At 72.1% G+C, this 15,410-nt stretch carries 16 protein-coding genes; 9 read left to right on the forward strand and 7 right to left on the reverse strand.

The window, feature by feature from the left end; translation table 11 throughout:
* Window positions 1-12 precede the first annotated feature (12 nt).
* The 9 genes from NRF20_RS32960 (at window position 13) to lgt (ending at window position 7,055) form a co-directional block, all read left to right on the forward strand.
* Window positions 13-672, forward strand: coding sequence for a TIGR02234 family membrane protein (locus tag NRF20_RS32960; RefSeq protein ID WP_398629605.1), 660 nt, complete (start codon window positions 13-15; stop codon window positions 670-672).
* Between the two features lie 129 nt (window positions 673-801).
* Window positions 802-1,050 (forward strand): HGxxPAAW family protein, encoded by a 249-nt coding sequence (locus NRF20_RS32965; protein ID WP_398629604.1) that lies wholly within the window; start codon window positions 802-804, stop codon window positions 1,048-1,050.
* Between the two features lie 79 nt (window positions 1,051-1,129).
* Window positions 1,130-1,669: a DUF2752 domain-containing protein gene (locus NRF20_RS32970; protein WP_398629603.1), complete on the forward strand. Its 540-nt coding sequence runs from the start codon at window positions 1,130-1,132 to the stop codon at window positions 1,667-1,669.
* A gap of 115 nt (window positions 1,670-1,784) precedes the next feature.
* Window positions 1,785-2,594, forward strand: a complete 810-nt coding sequence (gene trpC / locus NRF20_RS32975; RefSeq protein ID WP_266362044.1) for an indole-3-glycerol phosphate synthase TrpC — start codon at window positions 1,785-1,787, stop codon at window positions 2,592-2,594.
* A gap of 8 nt (window positions 2,595-2,602) precedes the next feature.
* The gene (trpM, locus tag NRF20_RS32980; RefSeq protein ID WP_398629602.1) at window positions 2,603-2,818 is read left to right on the forward strand and encodes a tryptophan biosynthesis modulator TrpM; all 216 of its coding nucleotides are present in this window, start codon (window positions 2,603-2,605) and stop codon (window positions 2,816-2,818) included.
* Window positions 2,819-2,953: 135 nt separating this feature from the next.
* Complete coding sequence (gene trpB / locus NRF20_RS32985; RefSeq protein WP_398629601.1) at window positions 2,954-4,234, forward strand: tryptophan synthase subunit beta; 1,281 nt, start codon at window positions 2,954-2,956, stop codon at window positions 4,232-4,234.
* Window positions 4,231-5,043 (forward strand): tryptophan synthase subunit alpha, encoded by an 813-nt coding sequence (trpA, locus tag NRF20_RS32990; protein WP_398629600.1) that lies wholly within the window; start codon window positions 4,231-4,233, stop codon window positions 5,041-5,043. The genes trpB and trpA overlap by 4 nt, the downstream gene beginning before the upstream one ends.
* A 74-nt stretch (window positions 5,044-5,117) precedes the next feature.
* Entirely contained in the window at window positions 5,118-5,954 is an 837-nt protein-coding gene (locus NRF20_RS32995) for a DsbA family protein (protein ID WP_398629599.1), read from the forward strand.
* Between the two features lie 99 nt (window positions 5,955-6,053).
* Window positions 6,054-7,055, forward strand: a complete 1,002-nt coding sequence (gene lgt, locus NRF20_RS33000; RefSeq protein ID WP_413753802.1) for a prolipoprotein diacylglyceryl transferase — start codon at window positions 6,054-6,056, stop codon at window positions 7,053-7,055.
* 288 nt (window positions 7,056-7,343) lie between these two features.
* Here the strand turns inward: lgt and NRF20_RS33005 are convergent, their stop codons facing one another.
* Genes NRF20_RS33005 through NRF20_RS33035 form a run of 7 tightly spaced genes read right to left on the reverse strand, consistent with a single transcriptional unit; the run spans window position 7,344 to window position 15,193 of the window.
* Entirely contained in the window at window positions 7,344-8,162 is an 819-nt protein-coding gene (locus NRF20_RS33005) for an HpcH/HpaI aldolase/citrate lyase family protein (RefSeq protein ID WP_398629597.1), read from the reverse strand.
* Window positions 8,159-9,358 (reverse strand): CaiB/BaiF CoA transferase family protein, encoded by a 1,200-nt coding sequence (locus tag NRF20_RS33010; protein ID WP_398629596.1) that lies wholly within the window; start codon window positions 9,356-9,358, stop codon window positions 8,159-8,161. The genes NRF20_RS33005 and NRF20_RS33010 overlap by 4 nt, the downstream gene beginning before the upstream one ends.
* Window positions 9,355-10,230, reverse strand: a complete 876-nt coding sequence (locus tag NRF20_RS33015; protein ID WP_413753803.1) for a PfkB family carbohydrate kinase — start codon at window positions 10,228-10,230, stop codon at window positions 9,355-9,357. Before NRF20_RS33015 ends, NRF20_RS33010 begins: the two co-directional genes overlap by 4 nt.
* Complete coding sequence (locus tag NRF20_RS33020; protein WP_398629594.1) at window positions 10,227-11,588, reverse strand: ADP-ribosylglycohydrolase family protein; 1,362 nt, start codon at window positions 11,586-11,588, stop codon at window positions 10,227-10,229. The genes NRF20_RS33015 and NRF20_RS33020 overlap by 4 nt, the downstream gene beginning before the upstream one ends.
* Window positions 11,585-12,772 carry an ADP-ribosylglycohydrolase family protein gene (locus NRF20_RS33025; RefSeq protein WP_398629593.1) on the reverse strand — a complete coding sequence of 396 codons (1,188 nt, stop codon included), beginning with the start codon at window positions 12,770-12,772 and terminating at the stop codon, window positions 11,585-11,587. The genes NRF20_RS33020 and NRF20_RS33025 overlap by 4 nt, the downstream gene beginning before the upstream one ends.
* Window positions 12,717-13,991, reverse strand: a complete 1,275-nt coding sequence (locus NRF20_RS33030) for an ADP-ribosylglycohydrolase family protein (RefSeq protein ID WP_398629592.1) — start codon at window positions 13,989-13,991, stop codon at window positions 12,717-12,719. Before NRF20_RS33030 ends, NRF20_RS33025 begins: the two co-directional genes overlap by 56 nt.
* Entirely contained in the window at window positions 13,991-15,193 is a 1,203-nt protein-coding gene (locus tag NRF20_RS33035; RefSeq protein WP_398629591.1) for an ADP-ribosylglycohydrolase family protein, read from the reverse strand. The genes NRF20_RS33030 and NRF20_RS33035 overlap by 1 nt, the downstream gene beginning before the upstream one ends.
* Window positions 15,194-15,410: the final 217 nt, after the last annotated feature.

The following is a 15,410-nucleotide window of genomic DNA, read 5'->3' on the forward strand; positions in this document are numbered from 1 at the left end:
CGGTAAGGGATAGTGGAGGACGTGAGTGCTGTCCCCGTACCCCAGCCCCGTGCCCGAGCCGCCACCGCGTCCGACGCCGCGGGAAGCCGCCGCAGCCTGGCCGTCGGTCTGCTCCTCGGGGCGGCCGGCGCCACCGTCGTCCTGCTCGCCTCCGGCCAGACGTGGGCCGAGGGCCGGGCGGCCGTCGGTGGCGGCACCCTGCCACTGACCGCCGACGGCCAGGACGTCACCGGTCTCCCGGCGGCCCTCGCCGTAGTCGGCCTGGCCGCCCTCGTCGCCGTCTTCGCCGTCCGCAGCGGCGCACGGCTGATCGTCGCCGGGCTCCTCGCCCTCAGCGGCCTCGGTGCCGGACTGAGCGCCTACCTGGGCGCCTTTGACAGCTCGGCGCTCGACGAGAAGGCCGCGCAGACCACCGGCGACGCCTCGGCGACCATCGAGGCGCTCAGCCACACCGCGTGGCCCTACGTCACCGCAGCCGGCGGCCTGCTGATCCTGCTCGCCGGGCTGCTCGCCCTGCGGTACGGGAAGCTCTGGCCCACCATGTCGGGACGGTACGAACGGGACGGCACCCCCCGCCCCCGCAAAGCCGCCCGCACCGTCCCGGACCCGGACCGGCCCGAGGACCTGTGGAAGGCCCTGGACCGCGGCGAGGACCCGACGCGCGAGGCATGACCCCCCCACCTCACGTCCTACCCGCACGTACGGGACAATGAGGTCGAGCTTTCTGCACAGCGGCACCAACAGCGGCACCAACTTTGCGTACAGCGATACCAACAGCGCATCACCAACAAGGAGCAACTCATGGCGGGCAGCAGCCACGGACACACCCCGGCCGCCTGGACCGGTGTCATCATCTCCTTCTTCGGCTTCTGCGCCGGAGGTGTCTTCATGGTCGCGGCCAACCCGATCGGCTTCTGGGCCAGTATCGCCGTCATCTTCCTCGGCGGGATCGTCGGCCTCGCGATGAAGGCCGCCGGCCTCGGCATGCCGAAGGAGTCCGCCGAGATGGCCGCGGCCAGGGCGCGGGCCGGACAGGCTCAGATCTCCTGACGCACGCACCACCCGTACGAATGCGAGGCGCAGCCCGGCCCGGGCTGCGCCTTTCCGCATCAGCGGGGACAATCACCGAGTGGACGCATCGCCTACTCCAGCCGCCGCACCGTCGTCGCCGGGCTCCCGGCCCGCCCCCTGCCACCCGCCGATGTCCGGACATCCGCTGATGTCCGACCCGCAGCCGTCCCCGCAGGTCTTCCCTCCGGCCCCCGTCCCCGTCTCGCGTTTTTGGCGGCTCGCCACCCCGGTGGGAGTCATGGCCGCCGTCATCGGGGCGTTCGGCTACGTCGGTGCCGTCGACCCCAACCAGCCGGGCCACTACCCGGTCTGTCCACTGCTGCGGTTCACCGGCCTGTACTGCCCGGGCTGCGGCGGGCTGCGCAGTGCCCACGCCGTCGCGCACGGCGACATCGCCGCTGCCCTCGGCTCCAATGCGCTCGCCGTCGTCGGCTACGGGATCTTCGCCGTCCTCTGGGTGGTCTGGATGGCCCGCGCCTGGCGGGGCAGGCCCATGAGCGTCGCCGTGAAGCCCGTCGTCTGGTGGGGGACCGGGGCCGTGCTGCTGATCTTCTCGATCGTCCGGAATCTGCCGTTCGGATCGGCGCTGGCGCCCTGAATGCCCAGGTAGTGGGACATTCGGCGACTGGATTCGGGCCCTTCGGCCTCCTGCGGATAGCATTGACATGGCTGATCCTGTTCCCTCATCACCGTCCCGGAAGGGGGCCGCTCGCGTGAGTGTGCTCGACGAGATCATCGATGGCGTACGCGCCGACCTCGCAGAGCGGCAGGCGCGTGTCAGCCTCGACGAGCTGAAGGAACGTGCGGCGCGCGCTCCTGCGGCCAAGGACGGAATCGCCGCCCTGCGCGGCGAGGGCGTCACCGTCATCTGCGAGGTCAAGCGCTCAAGCCCCTCCAAGGGGGCACTTGCCGCGATCGCCGACCCGGCCGCGCTCGCCGCGGACTACGAGGCGGGCGGCGCGTCCGTCATCTCGGTCCTCACCGAGGAGCGCCGCTTCGGCGGTTCGCTCGCCGACCTGGAGGCCGTTCGCGCCAAGGTCGACATCCCGATCCTGCGCAAGGACTTCATCGTCACCTCGTACCAGCTCTGGGAGGCCCGCGCCTACGGCGCCGACCTCGCCCTGCTGATCGTCGCCGCCCTCGACCAGGAGGCCCTCGTCTCCCTGATCGAGCGCGCCGAGTCCATCGGCCTGACGCCGCTGGTCGAGGCGCACGACGAGGAGGAGGCGGAACGAGCCGTGGACGCCGGAGCGAAGATCATCGGTGTCAACGCGCGCAACCTGAAGGACCTCAAGGTCGACCGCTCCACCTTCGAGCGCGTCGCCCCCGAGATCCCGAACCACATCGTCAAGGTCGCCGAGTCCGGCGTCCGCGGCCCGCACGACCTGATCGCGTACGCCAACGCGGGCGCCGACGCGGTGCTCGTGGGCGAATCCCTGGTCACCGGCCGCGACCCGCGGGCCGCCGTCGCCGACCTGGTCGCCGCCGGCGCCCACCCGGCGCTCCGGCACGGACGGAGCTGACCGCAACCATGTCCGCCGACCGTCCCGGGCCCCGTATCCGGCCGGGCGTGCGCCCCGCCGGAATGACGGCCCGGGTACCGCACGCGCCGCTGGCGCGCGGCTGCCGCCCCCGCGGCTGCCGCGCCCCCGCCCGGCGCGTGCACGGCAGGCGCGTGCGGTACGTGATCGGCGACGAGCCCGGCCAGGTCAACGGCATGCGATGGCGCACGGGGTCCGCGCTGTAGCGAGCCCCGGCCGACGTACCCGCACCACTCCTGTCGTACGTACGACCGCACGCCCGACCGCTCCCGGTCGCGGCGGCGCTCCGCTCACGGCGCATACGGTGAACCCACCCATTGCAATGTCGAGGAGCACGTCGGATGTCATCTGACTTCTTCATTCCGGACCCGGAGGGTCTGGTCCCCAGCGCCGAGGGGTACTTCGGTGCGTTCGGCGGCAAGTTCATCCCGGAGGCGCTCGTCGCCGCCGTGGACGAGGTCGCCGTCGAGTACGACAAGGCGAAGGCCGACCCGGCCTTCGCCGCCGAGCTCAACGAGCTCATGGTCAACTACACCGGCCGCCCCAGCGCGCTGACCGAGGTCCCGCGCTTCGCCGAGCACGCGGGCGGCGCCCGGATCTTCCTCAAACGCGAGGACCTGAACCACACCGGCTCGCACAAGATCAACAACGTGCTGGGTCAGGCGCTGCTCACCAAGCGCATGGGCAAGACCCGCGTCATCGCCGAGACCGGCGCCGGCCAGCACGGCGTCGCCACCGCGACCGCCTGCGCGCTCTTCGGCCTCGACTGCACCATCTACATGGGTGAGATCGACACCGAGCGGCAGGCGCTGAACGTGGCGCGGATGCGGATGCTCGGCGCCGAGGTCATCGCCGTGAGGTCCGGCTCCAGAACCCTGAAGGACGCCATCAACGAGGCGTTCCGCGACTGGGTCGCCAATGTGGACCACACGCATTACCTCTTCGGCACCGTCGCCGGACCGCACCCCTTCCCCGTCATGGTCCGCGACTTCCACCGCGTCATCGGCGTCGAGGCCCGCCGCCAGATCCTGGAGCGGACCGGCCGGCTGCCGGACGCCGCCATCGCCTGTGTCGGCGGCGGCTCCAACGCCATCGGGCTCTTCCATGCCTTCATCCCGGACGCGCACGTCCGGCTGATCGGCTGCGAGCCCGCCGGACACGGTGTGGAGACCGGCGAGCACGCGGCGACCCTGACCGCGGGCGAGCCCGGCATCCTGCACGGCTCGCGCAGTTACGTCCTCCAGGACGACGAGGGCCAGATCACCGAGCCGTACTCCATCTCGGCCGGCCTCGACTACCCGGGCATCGGCCCGGAGCACGCGTACCTCAAGGACATCGGCCGCGGCGAGTACCGCGCGGTCACCGACGACGCCGCCATGCAGTCGCTGCGCCTCCTCTCCCGTACCGAAGGGATCATTCCGGCCATCGAGAGCGCCCACGCGCTGGCCGGAGCCCTGGAGGTCGGGAAGGAGCTCGGCAAGGACGGACTTCTCGTGGTCAATCTGTCCGGCCGCGGCGACAAGGACATGGACACGGCAGCCCGCTACTTCGGGCTGTACAACGCGACCGACGGGGTCGTCGAGGCCGACGTGGCCGACGGGGAAGAGGAGGTCACCAAGTGAGCGGCAATGTGGAGTTGCTGAGTTCGTCCCTCGCACAGGCGAAGGCGGAGAGCAGGGCCGCACTCATCGCGTACCTCCCGGCCGGCTTCCCGACCGTCGACGGTGCGATCGCCGCCGTGAAGGCGGTCGTGGCGGGCGGGGCGGACATTGTCGAGGTGGGGCTGCCGCACAGCGACCCGGTGCTCGACGGCCCGGTCATCCAGACCGCCGACGACATCGCCCTGCGCGGCGGTGTGAAGATCGCCGACGTGATGCGCACGGTCCGCGAGGCGTACGAGGCGACCGGTGTCCCGATCCTCGTCATGACGTACTGGAATCCGATCGACCGGTACGGCGTCGAGCGCTTCACGGCCGAGCTCGCCGAGGCGGGCGGCGCCGGGTGCATCCTGCCCGACCTGCCGGTCCAGGAGTCCGAACTGTGGCGCGAACACGCTGACAAGCACGGTCTGGCGACCGTCTTCGTCGTCGCGCCGAGCAGCAAGGACGAGCGCCTCGCCACCATCACCGCGGTCGGCTCCGGCTTCGTGTACGCGGCCTCGCTGATGGGTGTCACGGGCACCCGCGAGTCCGTCGGCGAGCAGGCCCAGGACCTGGTCGCGCGCACCCGCGCCACCACGTCCCTCCCGGTCTGCGTCGGACTCGGCGTCTCCAACGCCCGACAGGCCGCCGAGGTCGCGGGCTTCGCCGACGGGGTGATCGTCGGCTCGGCCTTCGTCAAGGGCATGCTCGACGCCCCCGACGAGGAGGCGGGCCTGGCCGCGGTCCGCTCCCTGGCGGGCGAACTCGCCGAAGGCGTTCGAAAGCGCTGAAACAGGTGTAATCCAAATGGGTGGACCTGGACCCGGGGAGGCACGCACGTGCCTCCCCGGGTCGTTGCGCGGGTGTGAGCGAGAAGAACGAACAGGGAAAAAGGGCCGCGCGAGACCGGCTCGTCCAGCAGCGGGAGCGCCAGAAGGCGCGCGAGCGCCGCAGGCGCATGCTGATCGTCGGCGCCGGCCTGGTGGGTGTGCTGGCGCTGGCCGCCGTCGTCGGCGTGATCGCCGCGAACACGGGCGACAACAGCAGCAAGAGCAAGACGGCGGGCCCCGCCGTCGCGCCGTCCGATGCGACCGGCAAGGACAGCCTGGTCATCCAGGTCGGCGCGGACGACGCCCCGTCCGCACTCACCATCTGGGAAGACTTCCGCTGCCCGGTCTGCGCCCAGTTCGAGAACGCGTTCCGGGACACCATCCACCAGTTGGAGAGCGCCGGGCAGATCAAGGTCGAGTACCGCCTCGCCACGATCATCGACGGCAATCTCGGCGGCAGCGGCTCGCTGCGGGCGGCCAACGCCGCGGCCTGCGCACAGGACGTCGGCAAGTTCTCCGCGTACCACGACGTCCTCTACCGCAACCAGCCGCAGGAGTCCGTCGACGCCTTCGCCGACAACGCCGAGCTGATCAAGCTCTCCGGGAAGGTCCCAGGACTCGACACCGCCGCCTTCCGCAGCTGTGTGGAGGACGGCAAGCACGACAGCTGGGTCCAGAAGTCCAACACGACGTTCCTGAAGGCCGGATTCGAGGGCACGCCGACCGCGCTGCTCAACGGCGAGTCGATCTTCCCGAAGAAGGGGAACGAACCGATCACCGCGGCCAACCTGAAGAAGTGGGTCGCCGAGGCCAACAAGGTCAACAAGGGCAAGAAGCCGGGCACGGTCACCCCGGCACCGTCGGGATCCTGAGCGGTGTCCGACAGGGGGAACAGATGACCTGCCCGTTACCCAGAAGTTGTCGGGTGGGTTGCCGTACGCCCCACCCGGCAAGGTAGCGTCGACCCTGCCATGGACCTTGCCTACATTCCCAGCCCGTCGACCGGCGTGATCGAGCTCGGCCCGATCCCGCTCCGCGGCTACGCGTTCTGCATCATCATCGGTGTCTTCGTCGCCGTCTGGTTCAGCAACAAGCGCTGGATCGCCCGGGGCGGCAGAGCCGGCACCGTTGCCGACATCGCCGTCTGGGCCGTGCCCTTCGGCCTTGTCGGCGGCCGGCTCTACCACGTCATCACCGACTACCAGCTGTACTTCGGCGAGGGTGAGAACTGGGTCGACGCCTTCAAGATCTGGCAGGGCGGCCTCGGCATCTGGGGTGCGATCGCGCTCGGCGCCGTCGGCGCCTGGATCGGCTGCCGCCGCCGCGGGATTCCGCTGCCGGCCTATGCCGACGCGCTCGCCCCCGGTATCGCCCTGGCCCAGGCATGCGGCCGCTGGGGCAACTGGTTCAACCAGGAGCTCTACGGCAAGCCGACCGATGTGCCGTGGGCGCTGAAGATCAGCGAGGGCCCCAACCGGGTCGCCGGTACGTACCACCCGACGTTCCTGTACGAGTCGCTGTGGTGCATCGGCGTCGCCCTGCTGGTGATCTGGGCGGACCGGCGCTTCAGGCTCGGACACGGCCGGGCGTTCGCGCTGTACGTCGCCGCGTACTGCGCGGGGCGGAGCTGGATCGAGTACATGCGGGTCGACGAGGCCCACCACATCCTGGGCGTACGGCTCAATGTGTGGACCGCGGGAATCGTGTTCGTGCTGGCGGTGGCGTACATCGTGATCTCGGCGAAGGTACGGCCGGGGCGCGAGGAGATCGTGGAACCGAACGCGGTGGACGCCGAGGGCGCGGAGGGCGGTGACGTCGCGGGTGACGCGGACGCGGACCGCGACGCCGTGTCCAACGCTGCCCCGGACGCGGACGCGGACGCGGATGCTGACGGTGACGCCGGGCACGCCGAGGACAGTGCCGCGGAGGCGCCGGCGAAGAACGGCACCGCAGAGGCGGCGAAGAACGGCTGAGCCGTGTGCGCTTGCAGGTGGGGCCCTGAACCGTCTGGTTCGGGGCCCCATGCTTTACGTCGGCCTGCGGCCGAGAGCGCGTCCTCGATCTCCCCATGGCCTCAAGGGCATGGGCGGGGCCCCGACGGGCTTGATTTCGGCCTGGCGCCGTCGGTGTTCGCGGTCGCAGGGCGGATGGATCAGACCCGCGCCCGTACTCGAACGCGAGGTGGGCAAAATCGAGCCCGTCCAGCGATCGAGGACGGACTTGTCAGGCGGGTGGGCCCGCGCCGGAACCCGTCCAGCACCTCACCTGTTACCCCGCCTCCGTGCCAGCGCCAGCGTGCGGCGGGCCGATGCCACCACCGCCGCGTCGACGAACCGGCCGTCGGGGAGAGCCAGCGCGCCCTCGTCCGTCACGGCCGCCGCCACGATCTCCTTTGCCGCCTCGACCTCCTGCGCCGTCGGGCGGAACGCCCGCTCGATGACCGGGAGCTGGCGGGGATGGATCGCCGCCCGGCCCAGGAAACCCAGCGCCCGGCCATGCGCGCAGGACGCCCGGAGGCCGTCCAGGTCCCGAACGTCCGGGAACACCGACTGGGTGGGCGGCGCGAGCCCGGCCGCCCGGGCGGCGACCACGACCCGGCTGCGCGACCAGTCGAGCCCGGCGTCCTCCGGTAGCCCCAGATCGGCCCGGAGGTCCGCCTCGCCCAGGGCGATGGAGCGGACCTGGGGATGGGAGGCGGCGACCGTGTACGCGTGCTCGATGCCGAGCGCCGATTCCAGCAGCGGACAGAGCGCGACCCCCGGTGCCACAGCCGCGATGTGATGGACGGACGCCGCATGCGTGATCTTCGGCAGCCGGAGTTCGGCGAGGCCCGGCAGCCCGGCCAGGGCGAGGACGTCCGCTTCGGTGTGGACCCGGACATGGATCGGCACTGCCGTCTCCTCGACCGCCTCGGACAGGAGCTCGGCGGTGGCGGACCGTGCGTACCCCTTGCGGTCCGGCGCGACCGCGTCCTCCAGATCGACGATCACCGCGTCCGCTCCCGAGTCGCGCGCTTTGCGCACCACCTCGGGCCGGTCCCCGGGGACGTACAGCAAAGTGAGGGGGACCGTCGCCGTCACAGGACGTGCTCCGCCCGCAGCGCGGCGATCTCCGGGCCCGACAGACCCAGCCCGGTGAGAATCTCGTCGGTGTCCGCACCGTGCGGCCGGCCCGCCCAGCGGATCGCGCCCGGTGTCCCCGAGAGACGGAACAGGACGTTCTGCATCCGCAGCGGCCCCAGCTCCGGGTCGTCGACCTCGGTGATGGAGTCCAGGGCCCGGTACTGCGGGTCCTCCATCACGTCCCGGATGTCGTGGATGGGCGCGATCGCCGCCTCCGCCTTCTCGAACGCGGAGACCGCGTCATCACGGGTGTGCCGGGCGATCCAGTTGCCGACCGCCTCGTCGAGCTCGTCGGAGTGCTCGGCGCGGGTGGTGCCGGAGCCGAACCAGGGTTCGTCGATCAGCTCGGCCCGGCCGACCAGATGCATGACGCGTTCGGCGATCGACTGCGCGGAGGTGGAGACGGCCACCCAGTGGCCGTCCGATGTGCGGTACGTATTGCGCGGGGCGTTGTTCCGGGAGCGGTTGCCGGTGCGCGGTTGTACGTAGCCGAGCTGGTCGTACCAGACCGGCTGCGGGCCGAGCACCGTCAGGATCGGCTCGATGATCGCCATGTCGACGATCTGCCCCTCCCCGCTCCTGTCGCGTCCGGCGAGTGCGGCCATCACGGCGTATGCGGTGGCCAGCGCCGCGATCGAGTCGGCGAGCCCGAACGGCGGCAGCGTGGGCGGCCCGTCCGGTTCCCCGGTGATCGCGGCGAATCCGCTCATCGCCTCGGCCAGTGTGCCGAAACCGGGGCGGTGCGCGTACGGGCCGAACTGGCCGAAGCCGGTGACCCTGGCCAGCACCAGCCGCGGGTTGACGGCGTGCAGCTCCGCCCAGCCGAGGCCCCAGCGCTCCAGCGTCCCGGGCCGGAAGTTCTCGATGATCACATCGGTCCCGGCGGCCAGCCGGAGCAGGATGTCGCGCCCCCCGGGCCTGGACAGATCAAGTGTCAGATTGCGCTTGTTGCGGCCGAGCAGCTTCCACCACAGGCCGACGCCGTCCTTCGTGGGGCCGTGCCCGCGCGACGGATCGGGCTTGCGCGGATGCTCGACCTTGATCACCTCGGCGCCGAAGTCGCCGAGCATGGTGGCGGAGAGGGGGCCTGCGAAGAGCGTGGCGAGGTCGATGACCCGCAGTCCGGTCAGAGGTGCCTGCGCAGTCGCGTTCATGCGGCGTCGATCTCGCTGCGGTACGGCATGGAGGTCGAGGCGCCCGGCCTCTGTACGCAGAGCGCGGCGGCGGACGACGCCCAGGCCACGGACTCCGGTACTGGCCGTCGCTCGCCGAGCGCCACGCCGAGCGTGCCGACGAAGGTGTCCCCGGCCCCGGTGGTGTCGACGGCGGTGACCTCGGGGGCGGGGAAGAGGACGGGTTCGCTGCCCCGGGCCGCGTAGAGGCAGCCCTTCGAGCCGAGTGTGACGACGACCGCCGGGACCTGGCTGAGCAGGATCTGTGCTGCCGCACGGGGGTCCGCGGAGCCGGTGAGCTCGGCCGCCTCGTGCTCGTTGGGGATCAGCAGATCGATGCAGTCGAGGAGTTCGGAAGGCGGGGGCTGTACGGGGGTCGGGGTGAGGATGGTCCGTACGCCCTGGGCGTGGGCCACCCGCGCGCCCTCCATCACGGCGGGCAGCAGCAGTTCCCACTGGAGGAGCAGCAGATCGGCTCCGGCGACGGCGGCCGATTCACCGGGGCCGAGAGCGGTGACGGTGCCGTCGGCGCCGGGGATCACCACGATGGAGTTGGAGCCCATGTCGTCGACGACGATGTGCGCGGTGCCGCTGGGGCCTTTCGCGATGTGCAGCAGATCGGTGTCGACGCCCGCGCTCTCCAGATTCGCCCCGAGCAGGGCGCAATGCTCGTCGGCGCCCACCGCACCGCCGGTTGTGGAGCCGCGAAGCGGCGTAGTACGCCGCGCACCCGCTTCGGCAGCGGTCAGGGCTTGGCCGTCATGAGGGTCTTCGGACGCAAGTGAGAAGCCGCTTCCTCTGGGGAGGGGAGGAGTCACATTGGTGCTGCCGAGCAGCACCGCGATGCCGGTCATGGGCGCAGTACCTCCTGGTAGGTCAGATCGGCGAGGGTGTCGAAGCCGATGGCGTCGAAACCCGGGACGGATGTGGCGAGGCGGTTCTTCAGCGGGGTGGTCCAGCGGTCTGGCAGCGCGTCGGGGCTCCCGGCCAGCAGACCGGCGAGCGAACCGGCAGTCGCGCCGTTCGAGTCGGTATCCCAACCACCCGACACGGCACGGCAGATGGAGTCGGAGAAGTCGCCGTCGGCGTGCGTGAGGGCGGCGGCGAGCAGTGCGGCGTTGGGCAGCACATGGACCCAGTGGTAGCCGCCGTACTCGGCGTGCAGCCGGTCGGCCACCGCGTCGAAGCCGCTCTCGCCACGGGCCGCCCCGACGCCGAAGCGCACCGCGTGCGCGAACCGTGAACGCGGCGGGACCACACGCAGCCCGGCGGCCAGAGCGCCGTGCACATCACTCTCACCGCCGGCCGCCTCGGCGAGCGCCGCGGCGGTGAACATCGCCCCGTACACCCCGTTGGCGGTGTGGGTGAGGACGGCATCCCGGTGTGCCTGCTCCGCCGCGGCCGACGGGTCGCCCGGATGCGTCCAGCCGTGCACATCGGCCCGGATCTGGGCACCGATCCACTCCCGGAACGGGTTGTGGTACCTGGCGGTGTGCGGGGGCTCGATCCCGTCGAGCAGGTTGCGGTACGCGACCCGCTCGGCGGTGAATGTCCGGCCGGCCGGGAGTTCGTCGAGCCAGAGCCGGGCGAGATCGCAGGTGGTGAAGGTCGGGCCGTACCGCTGGAGCAACAGGACAGTGAGGAGAGGGTGGTTGAGGTCGTCATCCTCCGGCATGCCGTCGATGTTCTCGGCCAGGGAGGTGTGTGCGGAGCGTCGGTTCCAGGGGTAGGTGGCGGCCAGTTCGGCGGGCAGTCCCTTGGCGGTGAACCAGGTGGCCAGGGGCCAGTTGCCGGTGGCGCGCGCCAGTGCGCGGATGCCGGCGAGTGGCAGTTTCTCGACGGGTTTGCCGAGCAGACAGCCGGCGGCCCGGCCCAGCCAGGCGGCGTGCAGGCGGTCCTGGCTCACCGGCGGCGGGTCCGTGCGGGGGACCGGCCAGTCCGGGCAGGCGGCTCGGATCGCGGTCAGCTCCGTCGGCTCTTCGGCCTCCAACGGTGATTCCAGCAGGGCCAATTCGTCGAGCAGCCGTTCGGCGAGCGCGCGCAGCTCGGGTGCCGCAGGGGTCGAGGCGCCCGCGCGCTCCGGGGCGGGGGCGCCGCCCGCCTCGTACCACCGGCGCGCGATGGCCCTCGCGTCCCGTCCGTCCTCGGCCGCCTGGCGCAGCTCGTGCCCGACCAGGTCCTCGGGCTGCACCCACGTCACCCGTACCTTCATGGCGTACCCACCAGCACGGCGAACGCCGACTCGTGCGCGCGGCGCCGGGCCGTGTCCCGTACGAACACGTCGCGGGAGACGTCGGCCAGGGTCCGCGCGGGGGCGTGCAGATCGAGTCGGCTGGCCTCGGCGACCGTTGTCACCCAGGTGGCGGGGATCGCCCGCTCCCCGTGGAGCGCGCCCGCGATCGCACCGCTCATCGTGGCGATCGAGTCGCAGTCCCGGCCGTAGTTGACCGAGCCGAGGACGGCGTGCCGGTAGTCGCCGTCGGCGACCAGCAGCATCCCGAGCGCGATCGGGAGCTCCTCGATGGAGTGCAGCCGGGACGGCCGGCGGGCGCCGAGGGACGGGGTGCGGTAGTCGGGGCCGACGGTGTCGAAGGGTGCGACGGCGGTACGCAGCGGGGTCAGCGCCGACTCGAAGTCGCGGTGCCGTACGGCCACTTCGCACACCGCCTCGATGGCGGCACGCGTCCCGTCCTTGGCGAGCGACAGACAGGTGTCGACGACGGTGGCGGGCGTCGCGTCCGGGGCGCAGGCAGCGGCGACGGCCGCCGCGAAGACTCCGGCCGCCTCCCTGCCGTACGAGGACTGATGGGCACCGGCGACATCCAGCGCCTCGGCGTACGCGGCCTGCGGGTGGGCGGCGTTGACCAGCCCGACCGGTGCCATGTACATCGCCGCACCGCAGTTGACGATGTTTCCGGAGCCCGCCTCGCGCGGATCGACATGCCCGTAGTGCAGCCGCGCGACGATCCACTTCTCGGCGAGGAAGATCCGCTGGAGCGGCAGCGCGTCGGCCTCCAGCTCCGGGATCCAGCGGGGGGTGGAGATCAGCTCCGGCACGAGATGGTCGGCGACCGCGTACGCGTCGAGATGGTCGCGCACGGCGCCGTACACCCGTACCAGCGCATGGGTCATCAAGGTGTCGTCGGTGACGTGTCCGTCGCCCTTGTGGTACGGAGCGATGGGGCGGGCGGTACGCCAGTCGTCGCCGTCCCACGGGCCGACGATGCCGCTGATCCGCCCGCCGTGGCGTGCCACGATCTGCTCGGGGGGCCGGCCCTCGACCGGACCGCCGAGCGCGTCGCCGACCGCGGCGCCGACGAGCGCTCCCGTGATCCGTTCATCAAGTGTGAGTGCCGTGGTCTTCGCCTCGGACCGCATGGGCGTCGTGGATGTCATGTCCGAATTGTCCACCCGTGGGCTTCGGTTCCGTGTCTGCCAGCAGCCCGGCGAGTTCGACGAGATCGGTCCCCGCGAGTCGGGGCAGCGCGCACCCCGCCAGGGTGCGGCAGGCCTCGCGCCAGCCGTCCGGGAGGGCGCCGATGCCGCCGAGCGCGCCGGTCAGAGCGCCGGCCAGCGCGGGCGCCGAGTCGGCCACACGCGACAGGCACGCCGCCGCGGGAATGGCCTGGGCGATCTGGCCGCGGGCCGCGGTGGCCAGGGCGAGGGCGACCGGGACGGTCTCTGCGGCGGCGATCCCGTAGCTGTAGACGTGGTCCACGATCTGATGCTCCAGCACCGGTACGAGGGCGAACGCGCCGGCCGCCTCGCCGACGAAGTCGCGGGCGATCCGTACGGCGTGGGCGGCGTTGCGGGCGATCTCCGTGCCGTCGGGGAGCTGGGCGAGCGCGGCGTTCACCGCGGTGTCCACATCCGCACCACCCAGGGCCTCGGCGATCGCGGCCGCCATCGCGCGGGCACCGTGCACACCGTCGCCGTCCTGGGTGTAGCGGGCGTCGAACTCGGCGAGGTCGGCGGCTGCGGCGGGGTCCGCGGGGTGGACGACGGCGAGCACGGCGGCCCGTACGCAGGCCGCGTCGTCGAAGTAGTGCGGATTGTCGTGCCCGGTGGCGGGCGGGCGCAACCCGGCGGCGAGATTGCCGAGCCCGGCCCGCACCGAGATCCGGGCGCGCAGGGGGAGCACCGCGGACTCGACCTCGGGGGCACGGGCGGCAGCCGCGGCGACCTCGGCCGCCAGAGCGTTCCAGGCGACGTCGACGGCGGCCCGCATCCGGCGTTCGGGGGACAGCCCGTGCAGCGGACCGGCCGCCGAGGTGAGCACGGTCCCGGCGGCGAACGCCGCCCATTCGGCGTCGTCGGAGGGTCCGAGGCGCAGGGGTTCGGGCGGCTGGTTGAGCGCGATGGGTACGGGCAGCGTGGTCGTGGCGTTCTGCTCGGCGAAGGTGTCGAGCTCCCGGGTGAGGCGCCGGGTCCACTCGGGCATCCGGGCCGCCCGGTGCCGCGCGGCCGGCCACCCGGCGGCGTCCCCGGAGGCGAGCCCGAGCAACAGCCCCTCGATCCGGGCCCTGTGCCCGGGGGCGGGACGGGTACGGATGCGGGAGGCGTCGTGCGGGGCGTCCCGGTGGGGGTCCTCCTGAGTGCCGCGCGCGGTGGTCATCACTCCACCACCGTTGCGCCCGTGGTGGGGGAGGCGGCGGACGGGGTGCCGGGCGGCGCGTACTCGGTGCCGGTGTCCCGTGCCGGGTCGCAGTCCGGCGTACCGGCGTCGTCCCGCGCGCCCCTGTACACCTCGTCCGCGTCGTCCGGGGTGAGCAACTCCGCGATGTCCAGGACGTGGTAGCCCCGCATCGACGGCAGGCAGCTGCCCCGGACCGGGCCGATCGCCTCCCCCCAGTGCCGCGGAATCGCGGACGCCCCGTGCAGGGCGCCGGCCAGGGCCCCCGCCACCGCGGCCGTCGTGTCCGCGTCGCGGCCCATGTTGACCGCGGTCAGCACCGCCGTACGGAAGTCGCCGCGCGCCGCCGCGAACGCGCCGAAGGCCAGACCGACCGCCTCGGGCGCCAGGTCCGTCCACGGATAGCCGCCGACGACGACCGCGGAGCGCACCGCGCGTTCCCCAGTGAGCCGGTCGGGGTACGTGCGCTGTGCGGCCGCCACCGCGCGCCGCAGCGAGCGCGCTGTCCAGGAGTCCATGGGAACGACGGACAGCGCGGCGGCGATCACCGACGCGACCCCGGCACCCCCCATCGCAGCGGCCACCCCGGCCGCCACCGCCTGGCCGCCGTAGATGCCCTCCCCGTCATGACTGACCCGCCCGTCCACCGCGACCAGCCGCGCCGCTTCGTCCGGCCGGCCCGCAGCGAAGACGCCGAACGGCGCCGCCCGCATCGCCAGGCCGTCGCTCCAGGCGTGCCGGTGCTGGGCGGAGATCGGGGCGGCGAGGCCCCGGCGCAGATTCTCCAGCGTGCCCCGCTCACTGAACCCGGCGCCGCGGAACGGCCCCTCGTCCAGGTCGGCGATCCACAGATGCCAGGCCCGTTCCACATGGGTGACGGTCAGCGCCGAACCGTGCCGGGCGAGCAGCAGCCCGGAGAAGATCGCGTACTCCGTGTCGTCCGTACCCGCGGGGTCGTCGCTCACGAAGCCCTCGATCCGGCCCCAGCGGCGACGGATCTCGGACGGCCGCAGATTCTCCGCCGGTGCGCCCAGCGCGTCACCGACCGCGAGACCGAGCAGGGAGCCCCGGGCCCGGTCGCCCAGGTCTCCCCGCGACACCTCGCCCCGGTCCGTGCCGCCCCGTCCCGCCGCCTCCGTACCGCCCGTCCGCGGCTCTGCCGGATTTCCTGCAATCAACTCCATCGCGTCGACCCTTCGCTCACACCGAGCCAGTTCTCGTACCTGCTCGATCTGTGCCACGCGGAGCCCCGACAGAGGCCGACAATCGCAACAAAAGGGCCAGTCGGATGACAGCTCGGAGGCGGTAAGTCAGGCCGTACTTACCTCGTCACAGGGGCAGGTAAGTACGGCCTGCCTTGCTGGCGGGGGGCCTTTTTCGTGCGTACTTTCGATGGTGTTG

The organism is Streptomyces sp. R-74717 (genome assembly GCF_047305335.1).
Classification (GTDB): domain Bacteria; phylum Actinomycetota; class Actinomycetes; order Streptomycetales; family Streptomycetaceae; genus Streptomyces; species Streptomyces atratus.

Coding starts and splice junctions, on each gene's coding strand:
- lgt (WP_413753802.1), top strand. CDS start 6,054: ATGGACCTTGCCTACATTCCCAGCCCGTCGACCGGCGTGATCGAGCTC.
- NRF20_RS33020 (WP_398629594.1), bottom strand. CDS start 11,588: ATGAAGGTACGGGTGACGTGGGTGCAGCCCGAGGACCTGGTCGGGCAC.
- NRF20_RS33015 (WP_413753803.1), bottom strand. CDS start 10,230: ATGACCGGCATCGCGGTGCTGCTCGGCAGCACCAATGTGACTCCTCCC.
- NRF20_RS33030 (WP_398629592.1), bottom strand. CDS start 13,991: ATGACCACCGCGCGCGGCACTCAGGAGGACCCCCACCGGGACGCCCCG.
- NRF20_RS33025 (WP_398629593.1), bottom strand. CDS start 12,772: ATGACATCCACGACGCCCATGCGGTCCGAGGCGAAGACCACGGCACTC.
- NRF20_RS32965 (WP_398629604.1), top strand. CDS start 802: ATGGCGGGCAGCAGCCACGGACACACCCCGGCCGCCTGGACCGGTGTC.
- trpM (WP_398629602.1), top strand. CDS start 2,603: ATGTCCGCCGACCGTCCCGGGCCCCGTATCCGGCCGGGCGTGCGCCCC.
- trpB (WP_398629601.1), top strand. CDS start 2,954: ATGTCATCTGACTTCTTCATTCCGGACCCGGAGGGTCTGGTCCCCAGC.
- NRF20_RS33035 (WP_398629591.1), bottom strand. CDS start 15,193: ATGGAGTTGATTGCAGGAAATCCGGCAGAGCCGCGGACGGGCGGTACG.
- NRF20_RS33010 (WP_398629596.1), bottom strand. CDS start 9,358: ATGAACGCGACTGCGCAGGCACCTCTGACCGGACTGCGGGTCATCGAC.